This is a genomic window from Pseudomonas reactans, from assembly GCF_013387025.1.
Classification (GTDB): Bacteria; Pseudomonadota; Gammaproteobacteria; order Pseudomonadales; family Pseudomonadaceae; genus Aquipseudomonas; species Aquipseudomonas reactans.
Window position 1 is genome coordinate 100,357 of the sequence record NZ_JACAQP010000028.1, and the last position, 18,203, is coordinate 118,559.

Genomic DNA, 18,203 nt, shown 5'->3' on the forward strand with positions numbered 1-18,203 from the left:
TCCGTGAGTGGAACACCACGCTACGAGATGTGCGGCGAGAAAGACAATGCGCTGTTTTTATAGGGGCATTCCTGGTGGGAATAGCCGCATCCGCTGTGACGGCAACGCCTGCCAAGGTAGACTTGCCACCCTGCGCGCACCTGCGTAGCGCTGAAAAAGGATGTTCGTCTTGCACTTTCCCTTCGCCGTGTTTTTGTCGTTCTCCTGCGTTCCCTACGTTGCGTTGGCCAGTGATCTCCCCGCGCTGCCCGGTGAAGCGCAGTATCAGCAAGCCGCCGCCCTGTTGAAGAAAAGCGACGCCGAGTACGCCGACCTGATGCGCTCGGTGCTGGCCAAGAAAACACCTGCAGATGTGGACGAGAAGAAAGCGAACCTGGCGCTCATCCAACAACGCTTGAGCGAATCAGCGCAGGCAGGACATCCCGTTGCCGAATACCGCCTGATGCTCCTGTATCAGGTCTATTTGGTGCCCGGCAAAGAACAAGAGATGTGCCAACTGGCAATCTCAAGCCTGGAGCACGGCTTTGCCCCGGCCGCACTTTACGTCGACAACACTTGCCTGGACTATGTGATGGGCCCCAAGTATATGCCGGCGCTGCAAAACGCCCTGGCTAAAATGGACGACTTTGCACCTTACTACCCGCAGCCCGCCGTCTGGTTGACCTGCGGCGCGCCGCCCAAGGGCGTCGAGCTGCAATCAGGCAGCGAAAACGATTACCGCGCCGAACTCTATAAAGTGCTCGCCAGCCGAACCAATCGCAGAACCGCCCGGCCGTTGCGTATTGAATACCTTGAGAAAGCGCTGGCAACCAACGGCTGCCCCAACGCGCGCAAACGCCTGGAAATCGACCGGGACGCTCAATAGCCGCTAGCCAGAGAACCCGCCCGCGTCCAGAAACCTACGCTCGGCGTCGGTGGTAGCCCTGGCCAACACCTCGTTTCGATGGGGGAAGCGCCCGAACCGCTCAATGATGCGCGCGTGCTCCTTGGCCCAATGGTAAGTGTTGGCGTCCAGTTGCTGGTTCAGGACCAGTGAGCGCTGCTGATCCGCCGGGTCTTCGGAGTGTTCGAACGGCAGGTAACAGAACGCACGCAATGCCGGCTCAATCTGCTGATCCAATCCAGCGTCGACCATGCGCCTCGCATACAGGCGGGCCAATGGGTCGGTGGCGAACATATGGGCGGTACCGCGAAAGGAGTTGCGCGGGTATTGGTCTAGCAGGATCAGCAGCGCTAGGGCACCTTGTGCCGAGTCCAGCCAGTGTTCCAGTTCGCGCCGGGCGGCTTGCAGGTGGGCGGTGTGAAGGGTGTCGCGGAAAGTGGCGTCGAAGGCGTCATCCTTGGCGAACCAGCGTTTGGGGCCGGCGTGTTTCCAGAAGTCGAGGACGGATTGTGGGGTAGTCATGATGAGGGGCCTGCACAAACGATTTCACTGACAGTATCAGAATCCTTAGTGACGAATCGCGGCAACGCGTTAATTAATGTTATAGGATAACACCCCATTTCCGCCCTGCCCTGTGACCTTCGCCCATGACCGATGCTGTTCCCCTGCGCCAACGCCTGCTCTCCATCGATGCCCTGCGCGGCCTGGTGATCCTGTTCATGTTGCTGGACCATGTGCGCGAAACCTTCCTGCTGCACCGTCAGGTCAGCGACCCGATGACTATCGACAGCACCGAGCCCGCGCTGTTTTTCAGCCGCACCCTCGCCCACCTGTGTGCACCAGTATTTGTGTTGCTCACGGGCTTGTCGGCCTGGCTGTACGGCCAGAAATACCAGGGCCGGCGCGATGTGTCGGCGTTCCTGTTCAAGCGAGGGCTGTTCCTGGTGGTGCTGGAGTTCACCCTGGTCAACTTCGCCTGGACCTTCCAACTGCCGCCCAACGTGATCTATATGCAAGTGATCTGGGCGATTGGCGTGAGCATGATCGCCCTTGCGGCGCTGGTGTGGTTGCCGCGTCCGCTGCTGATCGTGTTGGCGGTGGTGATCATTGCCGGGCACAACCTGCTGGATGGGCTGCACTTCGAGGCCGGTTCGGCATTGCATATTCCATGGACGATCCTGCATGAGCGCAGTTGGATCGAAGTGGGCGACTCGCTGCGCCTGCGCGTCACGTATCCGGTGCTGCCGTGGATCGGTGTGATTGCCCTGGGCTACAGCCTCGGCCCGTGGTTTGCCAAAGGCATGCCGCCGGCGCTGCGCCAGCGTTATCTGTTGCTAGGCGGTGCAAGTGCATTGATAGGGTTCGTGGTGTTGCGAGCAGCCAACGGGTATGGCGAGAAACCGTGGCAAGCCTATGACAGTGGCGTGCAGACGCTGATGAGCTTTTTCAACATCACCAAATACCCGCCTTCGTTGTTGTTTCTGGCGCTGACATTGGGGATCGGGTTGCTGCTGTTGCTGGCGTTTGAGAAGGCGGGAAGCAAGCGCTGGATCAGCATGCTTGCCACCTTCGGCGCGGCGCCGATGTTCTTTTATTTGCTGCACCTGTATGTGCTGAAAATCCTCTACGTCACGTGTGTGGCGCTGTTTGGCCTGAATCACGGCAACTACTTCGGTTTTGACGGCATGGGTGCCATTTGGCTGGTCGCGTTGCTGCTGCCGCTGGCACTGTACGCGCCGGTCCATTGGTTCGCCGGGCTCAAGGCCCGGCGCCGCGACCTGGCCTGGCTCAAGTACCTATAGAAGCTCGATCTATGCGTGAGTCGAGGTGACAAGATCCACTCATGCGGCGACTAGGTGCACATAGAACGCGTGAAACATGAAATACGCACACACCGCCAGCGCCAGGCCCATGCAGCGGTTGAACACGGTAAACGCCGACGTCCCGTTGATTCGCCGCCCCAGCACCGTGCCGAATAATGCATAGAGCCACGGCGCACCAAACGCGCCAAACGCCAGCAACGCCGACACAACAGCAATCGACACCCCAGTGATATGCGCCGCCGGCAGCATGACGCTGGTGATCGGCAGCACCGCCATGATGCCCTTGGGGTTGAGCAACTGGATCACCAGGCCGTTCCAGAACGTGAGGGTCTTGGTCGGTGCGGTAGAAACTTTTTCATCGACCACCGTGCGCGCGGTGAACACCTGATAAGCCAGGTACAAGGTGTACACGCCGCCAATCAACGAGATATAGGGCAACGCCGCCTGGGAAATGATCGCCTCGCCGGTGTAGCCGAACAGCACGAACAACGCCAGCATCGCGCAGCCCACGCCGATGAAGAACCCGGTGGAACGGCGGAACTGGCCGGTGAGCCCGGCGTTGAGGCCCATGAAATTCACGGGGCCGGGGCTGTACATGACGCTGAAGGCGTAGAGGAAGATGTCCATGGAAGACCTGCAGTAGAGGGAGTGCGGCGAGTCTACTGAGGGGGGTTGGAGGGATTCTTGTACGTTTGTGGTTGGACTGGATGGGGATGCTGCGCATCCCAGCGGGAACAAGCTCCCTCGCCACAGGTATAGTGTTTGTCGAACTCTTCCGGATAAAACCAGACATGGATGCAATCAATCAAGGCAGTTGCCTCTGCGGTGCAATCACTTATCACGTTTCGACACCGCTCAAGGCCGCCACCCACTGCCACTGCAAAAAATGCCAGAAAGGGCATGGCGCTGCGTTCGCGACGTATGCCAGCGCGCGCCGATCAGACGTGACGATCCAGACTGTGCGTGACACGCTGAAAAGCTATGAGTCTTCGCCAGGTATCACCCGTCAATTCTGCTCAGAATGCGGTTCATCGCTGTTCTGGAGCGACGCTAAAGGAAAGTATCCAGAGTGGATTTCGATTGCGCTGGGCACGCTCGATACCCCGTTCAAGGTACAGAACCAGGCGCACAGTTGCATTGAGTCCAAGGCACCCTGGCTTGGTGGACAGTTCCTTTGAGTCCGCTCAACGCAAACGTTTCGATACGCAAACTGGAATAACTTTCAATATAGATCCCAGCCTTTCAAGGTCTTTAGGTAGAACTGGCGATAAGTACCCTGCGACGATTCGACAAGCCCGCTCGCCACAAGAGAACAAATGTGGGAGTTGTCGAGCTTCAGCGAGGCTACGATGGCAGCGTGTCAGGCGGCATCTCTATCGGCAGTGCCGCCGTCATCGCGGCCTCGCTGGGGCTCGACGGCTCCCACATTGGGTTTTGCAGTGTTAGAAAGGTCGTTACATCAACGGAATCGAGTAATTCACAAACACCCGATTCTGATCCTGGTCCCGCGCCACTTCACTGCGCGACACGCCATTGCGCCATCCGAACCCGACGTTCTTGAACGTGCCGCTCTGCACCACGTAATCCAGCGAGATATCGCGCTCCCACTCGCTGGCGTCGTTGCCGCTGGCAGTGCGGATGTGATCGCCCTTCAGGTACATCACCGACGCCTTCAACCCCGGCACGCCGAGTGACGCAAAGTCATAGGCGTATTGCGCAAAGGCGGTGCGCTCGCCGGCCTGGATGAAGGTTTGCACGGTACGGTCGGTGTAGAGGTACAGGCTGGAACCGCCCTCCCCTTTGTTCACCAGGCCGCCCTGGTTGAGTTGGGCGAAGTTGCTGTCGTCCGAAACTTGTTGGTAGCCGGCGGTGATCGCGTGCGGGCCCAGGGAGTAGATGAACGCCGCGCTCCAGGTGTTGTTGTCGATTTCACCGGTGCCGTTCTTGGTATAGCCGCCGAGTTTGTAACCTTCAGCACGGCCAGAAGTGGTGCTGTTCTTGCCGTCGGAAGTGGTCTTGAAGTAGTGCAGGTCGGTTTTCAACGAGCCGTAGTCGCCCAACGGCAATACGTGGATCAGCCCGGCGAAGTGCTGTTGATAATAGTCTTCGAGGTTGGCGTAGTAGTACTGGACCATCAGGTCCTTGGTCACCTGGTAATCGGCACCGGCGTAATTGAATTTGTTGCTTTCCTGGGTGCCGCCCGCCGCCGCCAGGCCGCTGCGGTCGCTGGAGCCACGGCCGGTGGTGTGTTGCAGTTGGCCGCCGATCAGGGTCAGGTTGTCGATGTCCTTGCTGGTGATTTGCCCACCTTCGAACGATTGCGGCAACAGGCGGCCGTCGTTGCTCACCAGGATCGGCAGGTTCGGCCGCAGGTAGCCGTAGCGCAGTTCGCTCTTGGCAAAACGGGCCTTGGCCGTGGCGCCGCCACGGGCCCAGTTGTCGGTGGCCTTGCCGTCGTCGTTGGGGATCATCGAGCTGCCCACGTGGCGGCCAGCTCCGCTGTCCAGGGTGATGCCGAGCATGCCGATGGCGTCGAGACCAAAACCCACGGTGCCGTCGGTAAAGCCCGATTGATAGTTGAGGATAAACGCCTGGCCCCACTCTTCGGTCTTCGACGGTGCGGCGGTGCCATCCCGGTTGTCGTTGTTGAAGTAGAAGTTGCGCATACTCAAATTGGCTTTGCTGTCGCTCAAGAAGTCCGCCGACGCCAAAGGGCTCAGGGCAACGCCCAGGCCGCCGGTCAACACGCTTAACACATTCAAAGTGGCTTTCATCACAACCTCAGTCAATTAACCCATGAGCGTCATAAAACGGATACGGCCCCGGGTAGTCCCCGAATACGCCGTTGTGGCTGATCAAACCCTGTTGCGCCTCCCAGCGATGCAACAGATAGCCCGCCGGCTCCAGGTTGAAATGCGCGGGCGCCGCTTCTTGTAGATCCAACACGATCTGGTGCGAGGTGCCGGGGCACACACAACTCAGGCTGCCGCCAAAACGGCGCTGCATCGGCCGGTGCAAGTGCCCGCACAGCAGGCGCTCGACTTGCGGATGGCGGGCGACGACACGCTCCAGCGCCGCCGCATTGATGAAGGGTTCGCGGTCCATATGGCCGATGCCGCTGATAAACGGCGGGTGATGCAGGATCAGCAAGGTCGGCGCATCCGGACGCAGGGACAATTGCGCGTCGAGCCAGTGCAATTGGCTGTCGAGCAACTGGCCGCCGTGGCCGCCGGGGATGGTGGAGTCGAGGCCGATCAGGCGCAGCGGATGCTCGTCCACCACCCAGTCCAATGGGCCCTCTGCGGACTCAGGCAAATAGGCGTGATCCCGGAACGCCTCCAGCAACGGCCCGCGCGTGTCGTGGTTGCCCGGCACCAGGTAGCACGGCATGTGCAGGCGGGCGAGTTCGGGGTGCAGCACGGCGTATTCATCAGCGCGGCCGAAGTCCACCAGGTCACCGCTGATCACCACAATATCCGGGCGTGGGTGGCTCGCGTTCAGGTGATCCACGGCGCGGCGCAGCGCACCCAGGGTATCGACAACGCCGTAAGTAAGACGCTGGCCGGCTTTAAGGTGCAGGTCGCTGATCTGGGCGACGAGGAAAGGACGATTCAACATAGATTCTCAAGCATTCAGGGTGAACAACATGTGCGGCGCAATCGCCAGGGCAATCGGCGCGCCGACGGCGTACAGCTGGTTGTCGCTGCTGTCGACCAGCAGCGGTTGCGGGCCGCCCACATCCACCAGCAGGCGGCTTTGTGCGCCCTGGAAAAACTGCGCCAACAGACGGCCGTGCAAGTGCCCTTCTCCCTCCATCACCTTCAGGTGTTCGGGACGGCAATAAACCGTGCTGGGCAGCTCGGCGGCCTGCCACGGCAACTCGCCGCCGCAGACTTTCAAGCCATGGGCCGAAGGCTCGATCACGGTGAAGGCATTGAGGTTGCCGACGAAGCCCGCGACGAAGGCGTTGGCGGGTTTCTGGTAGATGTCACGCGGGCTGGCCAGTTGCGCGACACGGCCGTGCTCCATGACCAGGATGCGGTCGCCCAGAGCCATGGCTTCGCCCTGGTCGTGGGTGACAAACACCGAGGTGATGCCGAGGCCGCGCAGCAGGTCATTCAGTTCGCTGCGCAGGCGTTCGCGCAATTGCGCGTCGAGGGCCGCCAAAGGTTCGTCCAGCAACAGCACTTTCGGACGCGGCGCCAAGGCGCGGGCCAATGCCACACGCTGGCGCTGACCGCCGGAGAGTTCGTGGATGCTGCGCTTGCCGTGATGCTGCAAGCCCACCAGCTCCAGCAACTCGTCGCAGCGCTTGTTGCGCTCAGGCACCGACATCCCGCGAATCTTCAAGCCGTAGACGATATTTCCCGCCACATCCAGGTTGGGAAACAGCGCGTAGTTCTGGAACACCATGCCCACGTCACGTCGCTCGATGGGCAGGCGCGTCACGTCCTGGTCGCCGAACAACACTTGGCCCAGATCCGGGCGTTCCAGGCCGGCGATCAGGCGCAAGGTGGTGGTCTTGCCACAGCCGGACGGGCCGAGAATCGCCAGGGTTTCGCCGCCTTCGACGGTCAGGTTCAAGTCATGCACGGCCACGGTGCCGTCGGCGAACGCCTTGCGACAGCCTTGCAGGCGGATAGTGATAGCGGTCATCGACGCTCTCCACGGGACAAACGGGCACTGATGGCCTGCAACGCAATCAGCAGCGGCACGATCATCAGCAAAAATATAAGGGTGTAGGCGCTGGCAATTTCCAGGCGCGCCGAGGCGTAGCTGTCGGCCAGGCCCACGGGCAGCGTCTTGGTCATGGGGGTGTGAAGCATCCAGGTCAGGTTGAATTCACCCAGGGACAAGGTCACCACCATCAGCACGCCGGCCAGGATTCCCGCGCGGCAGTTGGGCACCACCACACTGAAAAAGCGCTTGATCGGACCGGCGCCCAAACTGGCCGCCGCCTCTTCCAGCACCGGCAGTTGCTGGCGTTGCATCACCGCCATCACCGGGCGTACCAGGAATGGCAAGGTGAACAGCACATGCCCGACCAGGATGAACAGCCAACTGCTGCGAAAGCTGCCGAACTGGCCGTAGGTGAGCAGCAACGCCAACGCGCTGGCCAACCCCGGCATCGCCACCGGCAACACCATCAACTCTTCGAAAGCGCGGCTGAAGCGGTTGTTCATTCGCACCAAGGCATAAGCCGCCGGCACGCCAATCACGCAGACACACACCGCGCAGGCCAGCGCCAATTGCAGCGACAACCACACGGTGGGCGAATAGGCCTGCCACACCTGAATCAACCAATCGAAGGTCAAGCCACTGGACAGACCGACGAAGAAGTTGCGGGTCAAACCCGCCAGCAACGACATCACCACCGGCACCAACATGAAGGCGCACACCAGCAGGGTGAACAGCAGTTGCAGCACAAACAGCGATGAGCGTTTCACAGCACAGTCCCCGCGTTTTTCACCAGGCGCCGGGTCAGCAGCAACACCGCCCAGGTCACCCCGCCCAGCACCACTGACAGCGCAGCGGCGACGGCAAAGTTGGCGTAGTTGGTGAATACGTTGTAGATCGCCACCGGGGTGACATTCAGGCGCGTGCCCAAGGTAAACGCCGTGCCGAAGGCGCCCATGGACGTGGCAAAACAGATCGCCCCGCAGGACGCCAACGCGGGCGCCAGGCCCGGCACGATCACGTCACACACCACGCGCCAATGCCCGGCGCCCAGGGAGTGCGCGGCTTCTTCCAGGCTGCGATCAAGGCTCTCGCAGGCCGCCATCACCGTGAGGATCACCCGTGGAATCGAGAAGTACAGGTAGCCCACGAACAGCCCCGCCAGCGAGTAAGCAAAGATCCAGCGCTCGCCAGCCAGTTGCAGGCCCAGTGAGGCCAGCAGGCCTTGACGACCGGCCAGCAGAATCACCAGGAAGCCCACCACCACACCGGGAAAGGCCAAAGGAAAAGTGAGCAACGCCACCAGCGCCGAGCGCCCAAAGAACTGGTGCCGGGCGAGGAACACGCCGCTGATGCCGCCGATCACCAGCGCGACCAGCGTCACCACCACGGCCAGCACCAGCGTTTGCCCAAGGCTGCCCAGATACTGCGCGCTGCTGAGCACCTGCCAGTAACCACTGCCATTGCTGTCGCGGCTCTCGGCGCCGAGCACCATCAAGTGCGCCAGCGGCAGCAGCCAAAAGGCGAGCAGCACCGCAAAGGCCGGGGCCAGCGCCCAGGCGGCATGTCTTGCCGATGCTGCCACTTACTTGACCTCGTTCAGGTAACGGGCGGCGAAGGCTTCCTGCACGGCGGCCATTTTTTCGTAGTCCACTACCCCGGCGCGGGCGTAGTCGCTGTCGGGCAGGAACTGTGCGGCCACGTCAGCCGGCATTTTCATCGGGCGCACCGGGCGCAGGTAGGCCTTGGCCCAGAGTGCCTGGCCTTCGTCCGACAGCACGAAGTCGAGGACCTTTTCCCCATTGGCGCGGTGCGGCGCGTTGGCCACCAGGCTCATCACGTAGGGCACGCTGATGCTGCCTTCCTTCGGGATCACGAAGGCGACGTTGGCCTTATCTTTGTAGCGTGCGCGGTAGGCGTTGAAGTCGTAGTCCACCAGGATCGGCAACTCACCGGACAGCACCCGCGCATAGGCGGTTTGCTTGGGCACGATGGGGGTGTTCTTCGCCAACTTCTGGAAGTAGTCGATGGCCGGTGCGAAGTTGTCCAGGTCGCCGCCCAGGGCGCGGTTGATCGCCACGGCCGACACGTAGCCGACGAAGGCACTGGACGGATCGAGGTAACCGACCATGCCTTTGTACTCAGGCTTGAGCAGGTCGGCCCAGCTTTGCGGCACCGGCAAACCACCCAGCGCATCGACGTTGACCATGATGCCCAAGGTGCCGGAGTGGATCGCAAACCAGTGGCCAGCCGGATCTTTCAAGCCAGCGGGAATCTGCTCCCAGGCCTTGGGCTTGTAGGTGTCGACCACCTCGGCTTTTTGCGCCTGCAGGCCGAAGGTCACGCCGTAGTACACGACGTCGGCAACCGGGGCAGCTTTTTCCGCCACCAACTGCGCCAGGGACTGGCCGGAGTTCTTGTTGTCCAGCGGTACTTGCACGCCGGTGCTGGCGGCGATGGCCTTGAGCTGGGTGCCCCAGTCGGCCCAGTCCGGCGGGCAGTTGTAGCAGATCGCGGTTTCGGCGGCCTGGGCCAGGCTGGCCGCACCGCACAGCAGCACGGCTGCCAGGGTTTTACTGAGTGCGCGCATCAAGGGTTTCCTCGTGGGGTTGAGTACTGTCGCCCGGCCGGATATGGCAAGGCAGGCAATGGGACGTCGGGGCGTTGCCGGCGATTTGCGCCAGCAGTTGGTCAATCACGGTGCTGGCCAGCAAGGCGATGGGCTGCACCACGCTGCACAGGGTCGGGTGCATCTGGGTGCCGAGGCTGATGCCGTCGAAGCCCATCACCGACAGTTGTTCGGGCACGTTCCAGGCGTTGCGGCGCAGTTCGGCGATCAGGCTGATCGCCAGGAAATCGTTGGAGCACACCAGTGCAGTCGGGGCTTCGGCGCCTCGCAAAAAAGGCTCGATGGCGGTGAATTCAGCCTGGGTGTGGGCCGGCATTTCGATCACTGCGCGGGGTTCCAGGCCGTATTCGCGCATGGCGTCGCAATAACCGGCGTAGCGCAGGCGGGCACGGTCGGATTGCAATGCAGGGCCGGCGACCATACTGATGCGCCGATGCCCCGCCTCCAGCAGGTAACGCGTGGCCAGCGCCATACCTGCGCGGTTATCGACCGACACGGCGCTGTAGTTGGGATTGCTCGGTTGGTGATAAGCCAGCACGAACGGGGTTTGCTCGGTGTTCAAGCTGCTGAGCACGCTGTTGCTCTCGGCATCGGTGACCGTCAGCACCAGACCATCGACGCGCTGGCGCAACAGTTCTTCCACCACAATGCATTCGCGCTCGCTGCTGTAGTCGGTGGTCGCCAGCAACAGGCTGTAGCCGCGCGCCCGAGCGGCGCGCTCCATGGCCTGAAACTGTTCAGCAAACACCGGATTGAGCAGATTGGGCACCACCACGCCAATCAACTGGGTGGTTTGCAGACGCAGCTGGCGACCCAGCAGATTGGGGCGAAAACCCAACTCTCGGGCAGCGGCGAACACCTGCTCACGGGTGGTCGGGCGCACCTGGTCGGGGGAAGCAAAAGTGCGGGCGGCGGTGGCGCGGGATACGCCCGCCAGCCGGGCTACGTCTTTCAGGTCAGTCATTGTCACTCGCTTGAGATCGATCTCATTGCCGAGGACAGTAGCGGGGGAATGTGGCAGTTCGGCGGTAAGGAGATGACAGTTTGATGGCACCTGGCTTGCTACACACAAATCAAAATGGGCCGGGGTATGCCCATAGATAGTCATACTCCGCAGGTATTATTGAAAACCCAGGGCAGCAAAATCCGCCCACTAACCTTTCGATTCGATCCAAGTGCGGGCACAATGCGTGTCCTTTTTTGGCAGGCACCGCCGCAGGCTCTCAAAAATGATCAAAACGCCGTACTACCTCATCGATAAACAGAAGCTTCTGGTCAACATGCAGAAGATTGCTTACGTGCGCGAGCAGTCCGGCGCCAAGGCGTTGCTGGCGCTCAAGTGCTTTGCCACCTGGTCGGTGTTCGACCTGATGCAGCAATACATGGACGGCACCACCTCGTCGTCGTTGTATGAGCTCAAGCTCGGTCGCCAGAAGTTCGAAGGCGAGGCACACGCCTACAGCGTGGCCTGGGCCGACGATGAAATCGAAGAGATGCTGGATAACTGCGACAAGATCATCTTCAACTCGATCAGCCAGCTGCAGCGTTTTGCCGAACGTTCCGAGGGCAAGACCCGTGGTCTGCGCGTCAACCCACAGGTGAGCAGCTCCGACTACCTGCTGGCCGACCCGGCGCGTCCGTTCAGCCGTTTGGGCGAATGGGACCCGGTGAAGATCGAAGGCGTGATCGAGCAGATCTCCGGCTTCATGTTCCACAACAATTGCGAGAACGGCGATTTCAGCCTGTTCGACAAAATGCTCGGCACCATCGAAGAACGCTTCGGCGCGCTGCTGCACAAGGTCGAGTGGGTCAGCCTCGGCGGCGGCATCCACTTCACCGGTGAAGACTATGCGGTGGACGCGTTCTGCGCGCGCCTGAAGGCGTTCTCCGAAAAGTACGGCGTGCAGGTGTACCTGGAACCCGGCGAAGCGGCGATCACTAACAGCGCATCCCTGGAAGTCACCGTGCTCGACACCCTCTACAACGGCAAGCACCTCGCCGTGGTAGACAGCTCCATCGAAGCCCACCTGCTGGACCTGCTGATCTACCGCCTCAACGCCAAGCTGGCGCCAAGCGACGGCGAACATACCTTCATGGTGTGCGGCAAATCCTGCCTGGCCGGGGACATCTTCGGCGAGTATCAATTTGATCGTCCGCTGGCCATCGGCGATCGGCTGTCGTTCATCGACACCGCAGGCTACACCATGGTCAAGAAAAACTGGTTCAACGGCCTGAAAATGCCGTCCATCGTAGTGAAACAACTCGACGGTACTGTCGAGGTGGTTCGTGAATTTGGTTACGACGACTACCTGTCCAGCCTTTCGTAAGCTGGCGGATAAAGGAGAGATAAAGCAATTGAAAAAGAACGTTCTTATCATTGGTGCAGGAGGTGTCGCCAAGGTGGTGGCCCACAAGTGCGCGCAGCACAACGACGAACTCGGTCGTATTGCTATCGCGTCGCGCAACATCTCCAAATGCCAGGCCATCATCGACAGCGTCAAGGCCAAGGGTAGCCTCAAGGTTCCCGCCGACATCCAAGCCTTCGCGCTGAACGCCCTGGACGTGGAAGCGACCAAGGCCCTGATCCGCGAGACACAATCGCAGATCGTCATCAACGTGGGTTCCGCGTTCCTCAACATGTCGGTACTGCGTGCCTGCATCGACACGGGCGTTGCCTACCTCGACACCGCCATCCACGAAGAGCCGGGCAAGGTCTGCGAGACCCCGCCGTGGTACGGCAACTACGAATGGAACCACCTGGAAGAGTGCAAACAGAAGAACATCACCGCCATCCTTGGCGTGGGCTTCGACCCGGGTGTCGTCAACGCGTATGCCGCGCTGGCGCAGCAACAGCATTTCGACCGCATTGATTCGATCGATATTCTCGACGTCAATGCCGGCTCCCATGGCAAGTACTTCGCCACCAACTTCGACCCGGAAATCAACTTCCGCGAGTTCACCGGACAGGTGTGGAGCTGGCAGAACAGCCAGTGGACCAGCAACACCATGTTCGAAGTCAAACGCACTGATGACCTGCCGGTCGTCGGTTCGCAGAACCTCTACCTCACCGGCCACGATGAAGTGCACTCGCTGTCGAAAAACCTCGACGTGCCCAACGTGCGTTTCTGGATGAGCTTCGGCGAGCACTACATCAACGTGTTTACCGTGCTGAAAAACCTCGGCCTGCTCTCCGAAAAGCCGGTCACCACCGCCGAAGGCCTGGAAGTCGTGCCGTTGAAACTGGTCAAGGCCGTGCTGCCCGACCCGTCTTCGCTCGCCCCCGGCTACACCGGCAAGACCTGCATCGGTGACCTGGTCAAGGGCACCAAAAATGGCCAGCCCCACGAGATGTTCATCTACAACGTGGCCTGCCATGAAGAAGCCTTTGCCGAGACTGACAGCCAAGGCATCTCCTACACCGCAGGCGTGCCACCAGTGGCCGCTGCGCTGCTGGTTGCCCGTGGCGAGTGGGATGTGAAGCACATGGCCAACGTCGAGGAACTGCCGGCCGAGCCGTTCCTGAAGGCGCTGGACGTGATGGGGTTGCCGACTCGGATCAAAGACGAGAGCGGTGATCGGGCTTGGGATGCGATTGCCTGATTAGGCAATCGCTGACCGAACAAAACTGTGGGAGGGGGCTTGCCCCCGATAGCGGTAGATCAGTCACAGCTGTATTGACTGACACACTGCAATCGGGGGCAAGCCCCCTCCCACATTGGGTTTCAGGGGGCTGTTATTCCAGGTTCCGCGCCGAGTTACTCAGCGCCCTCGAACACTGCAACAACGCCGGCGCCAGCTGCCGCTCGGCATCCGCCCTGTTCCACCGACTGGTCGGCGCCACCACATGCACCGCCGCCACGGGCCGGCCATTGGCACCCAACACCGGCGCCCCGATGGTCATGTCACCCAGGAACAGCTCCTGGCCATTCACCGCGTAGCCCTGCTCGCGCACCTGTTGCAGCGACTCCAGAATCTTGTCGACTTCAGTCAATGTCTGGCTGGTGTGCGCAATACGCTGGCTGTTCTGGATCAACATCAGCGCTTCCTCCTGCGGCAAAGCGCTCAAATACGCGCGCCCCGACGCCGTGCAATACATCGGCACCCGCGAACCAATCGGCATGTGCACCGGCACAAACCCCGAGCTGACGAAACGCGCGATATAGGTCATGTCGTAGCCCGCAGGCTCGGTGAGGCATGACGTCTCGCCGGTCAATCGAGTCAGCTCCGACAGAAACGGGTTGGCCACCTCGATCAACGAATGCGCGTCCAGGTAACTGAAACCCAACTCCAGCACCCGAGGTGTGAGTTGGTAATGCCGTGTGCGGGAGTGTTTCCGAAGGTAACCCAGGCTTTCCAGGGTAAACACCATGCGCTGGGCCGAGCTTTTGGTCATGCCGGCGGCCTCGGCCACCTCTGCAAGGCTCATGCTACGGCGCTGTGCACTGAATGCCTTGAGCACCGACAGGCCTTTTTCCAGGGATTGGTTGTGCAGACTGTTGCGTTCTTCGGACATGGCGGACTCGCGGTCAGATCGATCAGGCGTGGCGATATTTCTACCTCAAATCACAAAAATAGACCACCTAATATCGCATACCGATACGAACGGTTCATTTTTTCGACTTTTTATACTGATATACGATTTTTAACAATCAAAATGGCACAGAGCTTGCGATTTTATCGGAAGCCGCTCGCGGTACTGACTTTCCGTTTTCCTTCTGGAGTAACCCGATGAACAGTCTTTCGCCCTTGTTTCGCCGCCTTGCCTTCGGTCTCTGTGCCACGTTCTGCGTCAGCGTTGTGCACGCCGAGAGTGCGTCCTCGTACAAAGTCGGTGCAACAGCCAGTGGTTCGCCGTTTACCTTCCTCGACATCAAAAGCAACAGCATCCAGGGTGTGATGGTTGATGTGGCCGAAGCCGTGGGCAAGGCCGGTGGTTTCACCAGCCAGATCGAGCAGACCAACTTCGCCGCGCTAATCCCCTCCCTCACATCCGGCAAGCTCGACTTCATTTCCGCCGGCATGCTCAAGACTGAAGAGCGCACCAAGGTCGTCAACTTCAGCGCCCCGGTGTATGCCTACGGTGAAGGCTTGATTATCAATACCGACGACAACGCCAGCTACCCCGACCTCACGCCCCTCAAGGACCAAGTGGTCGGCGTGCAGGCCGGCACCGTCTTCTACGACCAGTTGAACAAGCTCGGGATCTTCAAGGAGATCCGCACCTATGACTCCATCGGCGAGATGGTCCGCGACCTGTCCCTGGGCCGCATCAAAGCCGCCGTGGGCGACCAGCCGGTGGTGGCCTACCAGATTCGCCAGAGGCTGTTCAAAGGCGTGAAACTCGCCCCGGACTACAAGCCCACCAACGTCGGCGAAGTGTGCCTGGTGGTACGCAAGGGCGATTCACAGACCCTGGAGCGCCTGAACACCGCCATCGCCAGCATCAAAGCCGACGGCACCCTGGACAGCATCCTCAAGAAGTGGGGACTTGATACCCAGGTGCGCCCATGAACCCGGCCGAGTTCCTGCAAAACGCCCAGGACTTCCTGCCGATCCTGCTGCAAGGCGCCTGGGTGACGATCCAGATCACCGTGCTGTCGTTCCTGCTCAGCAGCGCGATCGGCCTGGTGCTGGCGCTGCTCAAGCTGTCGCCGATCCGCGCGCTGTCGTGGGCAGCCAGCACCATCATCAACGTGATCCGTGGGCTGCCGATCATTGTGCAGCTGTTCTACATCTACTTCGTGCTGCCGGACATGGGTGTGCACCTCACCGCGTTCTACGCGGGCGTAATCGGCATGGGCATCGCCTACTCGGCGTATCAGGCCGAGAACTTTCGCACCGGCATCATTGCCGTGGAACAGGGCCAGCGCGAGGCCGCCGAAGCCTTGGGCATGCGCTCGGCACTGATGATGCGCCGCGTGATCCTGCCGCAGGCATTCCGCATCGCCCTGCCGCCCTACGGCAATACCCTGGTGATGATGCTCAAGGACTCGTCCCTGGTATCGACCATCACCGTGGCCGAGATGACCCGCCAAGGCCAACTCATTGCCTCGTCCACGTTCCAGAACATGACCGTCTACACCCTGGTCGCCCTGCTCTACCTGCTGATGAGCCTGCCGCTGGTGTATGGCCTGCGCCGCATGGAACAGCACCTGGGCCGGAGGAAAAAAGCATGATCGAGATACGCCAACTGCAAAAACATTACGGCAGCCACCGCGTGCTGCACGGCGTCGACCTGGACGTGGCCAAGGGCGAAGTGGTGTGCCTGATCGGCCCCTCGGGCTCGGGCAAGTCCACCTTGCTGCGTTGCATCAATGCACTGGAAGCTTATGACGGCGGCGCCATCACCGTATTTGGACAAACCGTGCAACGCGGCAGCAAGACCGTGCACGCCCTGCGCAGCCGCATGGGCATGGTGTTCCAACGCTTCAACCTGTTCCCCCACCGCACCGTGCTGGAAAACGTCATGGAAGGCCCGGTGTATGTCAAAGGCGAACCTGCGCAACAGGCCCGCGAGGAAGCCCTGGTATTGCTGGAAAAGGTCGGCTTGAGTGCCAAGGCCGACGCTTACCCGGAACAACTCTCCGGTGGCCAGCAGCAACGCGTAGCCATCGCCCGCGCCCTGGCAATGAAACCCGAGGCGATGCTGTTCGACGAACCCACCTCCGCCCTCGACCCGGAACTGGTGGGCGATGTGCTGGCGGTGATGCGCACCCTCGCCGACGAAGGCATGACCATGATCGTGGTCACCCACGAAATGGGTTTTGCCCGCGAAGTGGCCGACCGCGTGTGCTTCCTGCACGGCGGCTACATCGTCGAAAGCGGCGCGGCGGAGCAGGTGCTGGGCAATCCGCAGCATCCACGCACCCAGGATTTCCTACGGCGTGTGCTGCATCCCACTGGCGATACGCGGAGCCTGTCATGACGTCATTGTGGTCAGCGACCGCACCGTCGGTGGTGCCGACGCCTGCGTTGAGTGAATCGGTGAAGGTGGACGTGGCGATTGTCGGCGCCGGGTATACCGGGTTATCCACGGCGCTGCATTTGGCCGAGCGTGGCGTGAGCGTGTGTGTGTTGGAAGCCAATGAGCCGGGTTGGGGTGCGTCCGGGCGCAACGGTGGGCAAGTCAACCCGACGCTCAAATATGACCCGGAGCAACTGGTGCAGATGTATGGGGCGGAGCGCGCCGAACCGTTGATCTCAACCGTATCGAACTCGGCGGACCTGGTGTTCAAGCTGATCGAAAAACACGGCATCGATTGCGCCCCGGTACGCAAGGGTTGGATGCAGGTGTCGTACACCGAAAAAGGCGTCGCTGGGTTGCATGCACGAGCAGATCAGTGGTCCCGGCGTGGTGTGCCGGTACATCGCCTGGATGCAGCGGCGGTAGCTTCACGCATGGGCAGTGACGCCTTTGCCGGTGGCTGGCTGGACGGCCGGGCCGGGGGGATTCAGCCGTTGGCATATGCCCGTGGGTTGGTCGGTGCGGCGTTGGCGGCGGGTGTGAGGATTCATGGGCAGAGTGCGGTGACGGGGTTGCAGCGCCAAGGTTCGGGCTGGCAATTGACGACGGCAACGGGTGCGCAAGTGAGCGCCGAGAAAGTGGTGCTCGCCACCAACGGCTACAGCGGCAACCTGTGGCCGGGCATGGCGCAAAGCATCCTTGCGGCCAACAGTTTTATCGTCGCGACCAAGCCTCTGACGGGGCATGCAGCCGAGAGCATTTTGCCGGGCCAGGAAACCGTTTCCACCGCACAAAGGCTGCTGCTGTACTTTCGCAAAGACAGCCATGGGCGCTTGCTGATGGGCGGACGCGGGCTGTTCAACGACCCCACCTCGCCCACGGACTTTGCTCATCTGGAGCGTTCGCTGGCGTTGCTGTTTCCGCAGTTGGGACCATTGGAGTTCGAATACCGTTGGGCTGGGCGTATCGCGATCACCCGCGACTTCATGCCCCACGTCCACGAACCGGCGCCGGGGCTCACGTTGGCGCTGGGGTGCAATGGCCGTGGGATTGCGTTGTGTACCAGCCTGGGGCAGCAATTGGCGGGGCGGTTAAGTGACGGCAAGGCCGAGTTTGCCTACCCGGTGACGGCGTTGCAGCGCTTGCCGATGCATGGGTTGCAGCGGTTTTATATTGGGGCGGGGGTGGCGTGGTACAGCTTGTTGGATCGACTGAATGTGAACTGAC

Annotated in this window: 19 protein-coding genes; 9 read left to right on the plus strand and 10 right to left on the minus strand. The window is 61.0% G+C overall.

The genetic code is table 11. The annotated features are described in order from the left end of the window. Positions 1–169: 169 nt before the first annotated feature. Positions 170–865 carry a hypothetical protein gene (locus HX793_RS23315; RefSeq protein ID WP_177060773.1) on the plus strand — a complete coding sequence of 232 codons (696 nt, stop codon included), beginning with the start codon at positions 170–172 and terminating at the stop codon, positions 863–865. 3 nt (positions 866–868) lie between these two features. Here the strand turns inward: HX793_RS23315 and HX793_RS23320 are convergent, their stop codons facing one another. Next, a complete protein-coding gene (locus HX793_RS23320; protein WP_177060775.1) occupies positions 869–1,405 on the minus strand; it encodes a DUF924 family protein in 537 nt (178 codons plus the stop codon). Positions 1,406–1,530: 125 nt separating this feature from the next. On the opposite strand from HX793_RS23320, the gene HX793_RS23325 reads away from it, so the two are divergent. Then, positions 1,531–2,685: an acetyltransferase domain-containing protein gene (locus tag HX793_RS23325; protein ID WP_177060776.1), complete on the plus strand. Its 1,155-nt coding sequence runs from the start codon at positions 1,531–1,533 to the stop codon at positions 2,683–2,685. A gap of 39 nt (positions 2,686–2,724) precedes the next feature. Here the strand turns inward: HX793_RS23325 and HX793_RS23330 are convergent, their stop codons facing one another. After that, positions 2,725–3,333 (minus strand): LysE family translocator, encoded by a 609-nt coding sequence (locus tag HX793_RS23330; protein WP_177060779.1) that lies wholly within the window; start codon positions 3,331–3,333, stop codon positions 2,725–2,727. 164 nt (positions 3,334–3,497) lie between these two features. On the opposite strand from HX793_RS23330, the gene HX793_RS23335 reads away from it, so the two are divergent. Next, complete coding sequence (locus HX793_RS23335; RefSeq protein WP_177096561.1) at positions 3,498–3,884, plus strand: GFA family protein; 387 nt, start codon at positions 3,498–3,500, stop codon at positions 3,882–3,884. 276 nt (positions 3,885–4,160) lie between these two features. Here the strand turns inward: HX793_RS23335 and HX793_RS23340 are convergent, their stop codons facing one another. Genes HX793_RS23340 through HX793_RS23370 form a run of 7 tightly spaced genes read right to left on the minus strand, consistent with a single transcriptional unit; the run spans position 4,161 to position 10,976 of the window. Continuing rightward, on the minus strand, positions 4,161–5,480 hold the full coding sequence (locus HX793_RS23340; RefSeq protein ID WP_178905546.1) for an OprD family porin: 1,320 nt from the start codon (positions 5,478–5,480) through the stop codon (positions 4,161–4,163). 7 nt (positions 5,481–5,487) lie between these two features. Beyond that, the gene (locus tag HX793_RS23345; protein WP_177053155.1) at positions 5,488–6,321 is read right to left on the minus strand and encodes a phosphodiesterase; all 834 of its coding nucleotides are present in this window, start codon (positions 6,319–6,321) and stop codon (positions 5,488–5,490) included. A 9-nt stretch (positions 6,322–6,330) separates the two neighbouring features. Further along, a complete protein-coding gene (locus tag HX793_RS23350) occupies positions 6,331–7,362 on the minus strand; it encodes an ABC transporter ATP-binding protein (protein WP_177060782.1) in 1,032 nt (343 codons plus the stop codon). Next, the gene (locus HX793_RS23355) at positions 7,359–8,153 is read right to left on the minus strand and encodes an ABC transporter permease (protein ID WP_033896708.1); all 795 of its coding nucleotides are present in this window, start codon (positions 8,151–8,153) and stop codon (positions 7,359–7,361) included. Before HX793_RS23355 ends, HX793_RS23350 begins: the two co-directional genes overlap by 4 nt. Next, a complete protein-coding gene (locus HX793_RS23360) occupies positions 8,150–8,968 on the minus strand; it encodes an ABC transporter permease (protein WP_177060784.1) in 819 nt (272 codons plus the stop codon). The genes HX793_RS23355 and HX793_RS23360 overlap by 4 nt, the downstream gene beginning before the upstream one ends. Then, positions 8,969–9,973 (minus strand): ABC transporter substrate-binding protein, encoded by a 1,005-nt coding sequence (locus HX793_RS23365; RefSeq protein ID WP_177053091.1) that lies wholly within the window; start codon positions 9,971–9,973, stop codon positions 8,969–8,971. Continuing rightward, positions 9,957–10,976 (minus strand): LacI family DNA-binding transcriptional regulator, encoded by a 1,020-nt coding sequence (locus HX793_RS23370; protein ID WP_177053090.1) that lies wholly within the window; start codon positions 10,974–10,976, stop codon positions 9,957–9,959. The genes HX793_RS23365 and HX793_RS23370 overlap by 17 nt, the downstream gene beginning before the upstream one ends. Positions 10,977–11,241: 265 nt before the next feature. On the opposite strand from HX793_RS23370, the gene HX793_RS23375 reads away from it, so the two are divergent. Next, on the plus strand, positions 11,242–12,339 hold the full coding sequence (locus HX793_RS23375) for a carboxynorspermidine decarboxylase (protein ID WP_028616547.1): 1,098 nt from the start codon (positions 11,242–11,244) through the stop codon (positions 12,337–12,339). A 28-nt stretch (positions 12,340–12,367) separates the two neighbouring features. Beyond that, entirely contained in the window at positions 12,368–13,612 is a 1,245-nt protein-coding gene (locus HX793_RS23380; protein ID WP_177053089.1) for a saccharopine dehydrogenase family protein, read from the plus strand. 133 nt (positions 13,613–13,745) lie between these two features. Here HX793_RS23380 and HX793_RS23385 read toward each other — a convergent pair whose 3' ends face one another. Further along, positions 13,746–14,525, minus strand: a complete 780-nt coding sequence (locus tag HX793_RS23385; protein ID WP_177053088.1) for an IclR family transcriptional regulator — start codon at positions 14,523–14,525, stop codon at positions 13,746–13,748. Positions 14,526–14,740: 215 nt separating this feature from the next. Between HX793_RS23385 and HX793_RS23390 the strand changes: the two genes are divergently transcribed. The 4 genes from HX793_RS23390 to HX793_RS23405 are packed head-to-tail and all read left to right on the plus strand — an operon-like array spanning position 14,741 to position 18,202. Then, a complete protein-coding gene (locus HX793_RS23390) occupies positions 14,741–15,523 on the plus strand; it encodes an ABC transporter substrate-binding protein (protein ID WP_177053087.1) in 783 nt (260 codons plus the stop codon). Further along, positions 15,520–16,188 carry an amino acid ABC transporter permease gene (locus HX793_RS23395; RefSeq protein ID WP_016977168.1) on the plus strand — a complete coding sequence of 223 codons (669 nt, stop codon included), beginning with the start codon at positions 15,520–15,522 and terminating at the stop codon, positions 16,186–16,188. The genes HX793_RS23390 and HX793_RS23395 overlap by 4 nt, the downstream gene beginning before the upstream one ends. Then, entirely contained in the window at positions 16,185–16,937 is a 753-nt protein-coding gene (locus HX793_RS23400) for an amino acid ABC transporter ATP-binding protein (protein WP_177053086.1), read from the plus strand. The genes HX793_RS23395 and HX793_RS23400 overlap by 4 nt, the downstream gene beginning before the upstream one ends. After that, positions 16,934–18,202, plus strand: coding sequence for an NAD(P)/FAD-dependent oxidoreductase (locus tag HX793_RS23405; protein WP_177053085.1), 1,269 nt, complete (start codon positions 16,934–16,936; stop codon positions 18,200–18,202). Before HX793_RS23400 ends, HX793_RS23405 begins: the two co-directional genes overlap by 4 nt. The last annotated feature ends 1 nt before the right edge of the window (position 18,203 follow it).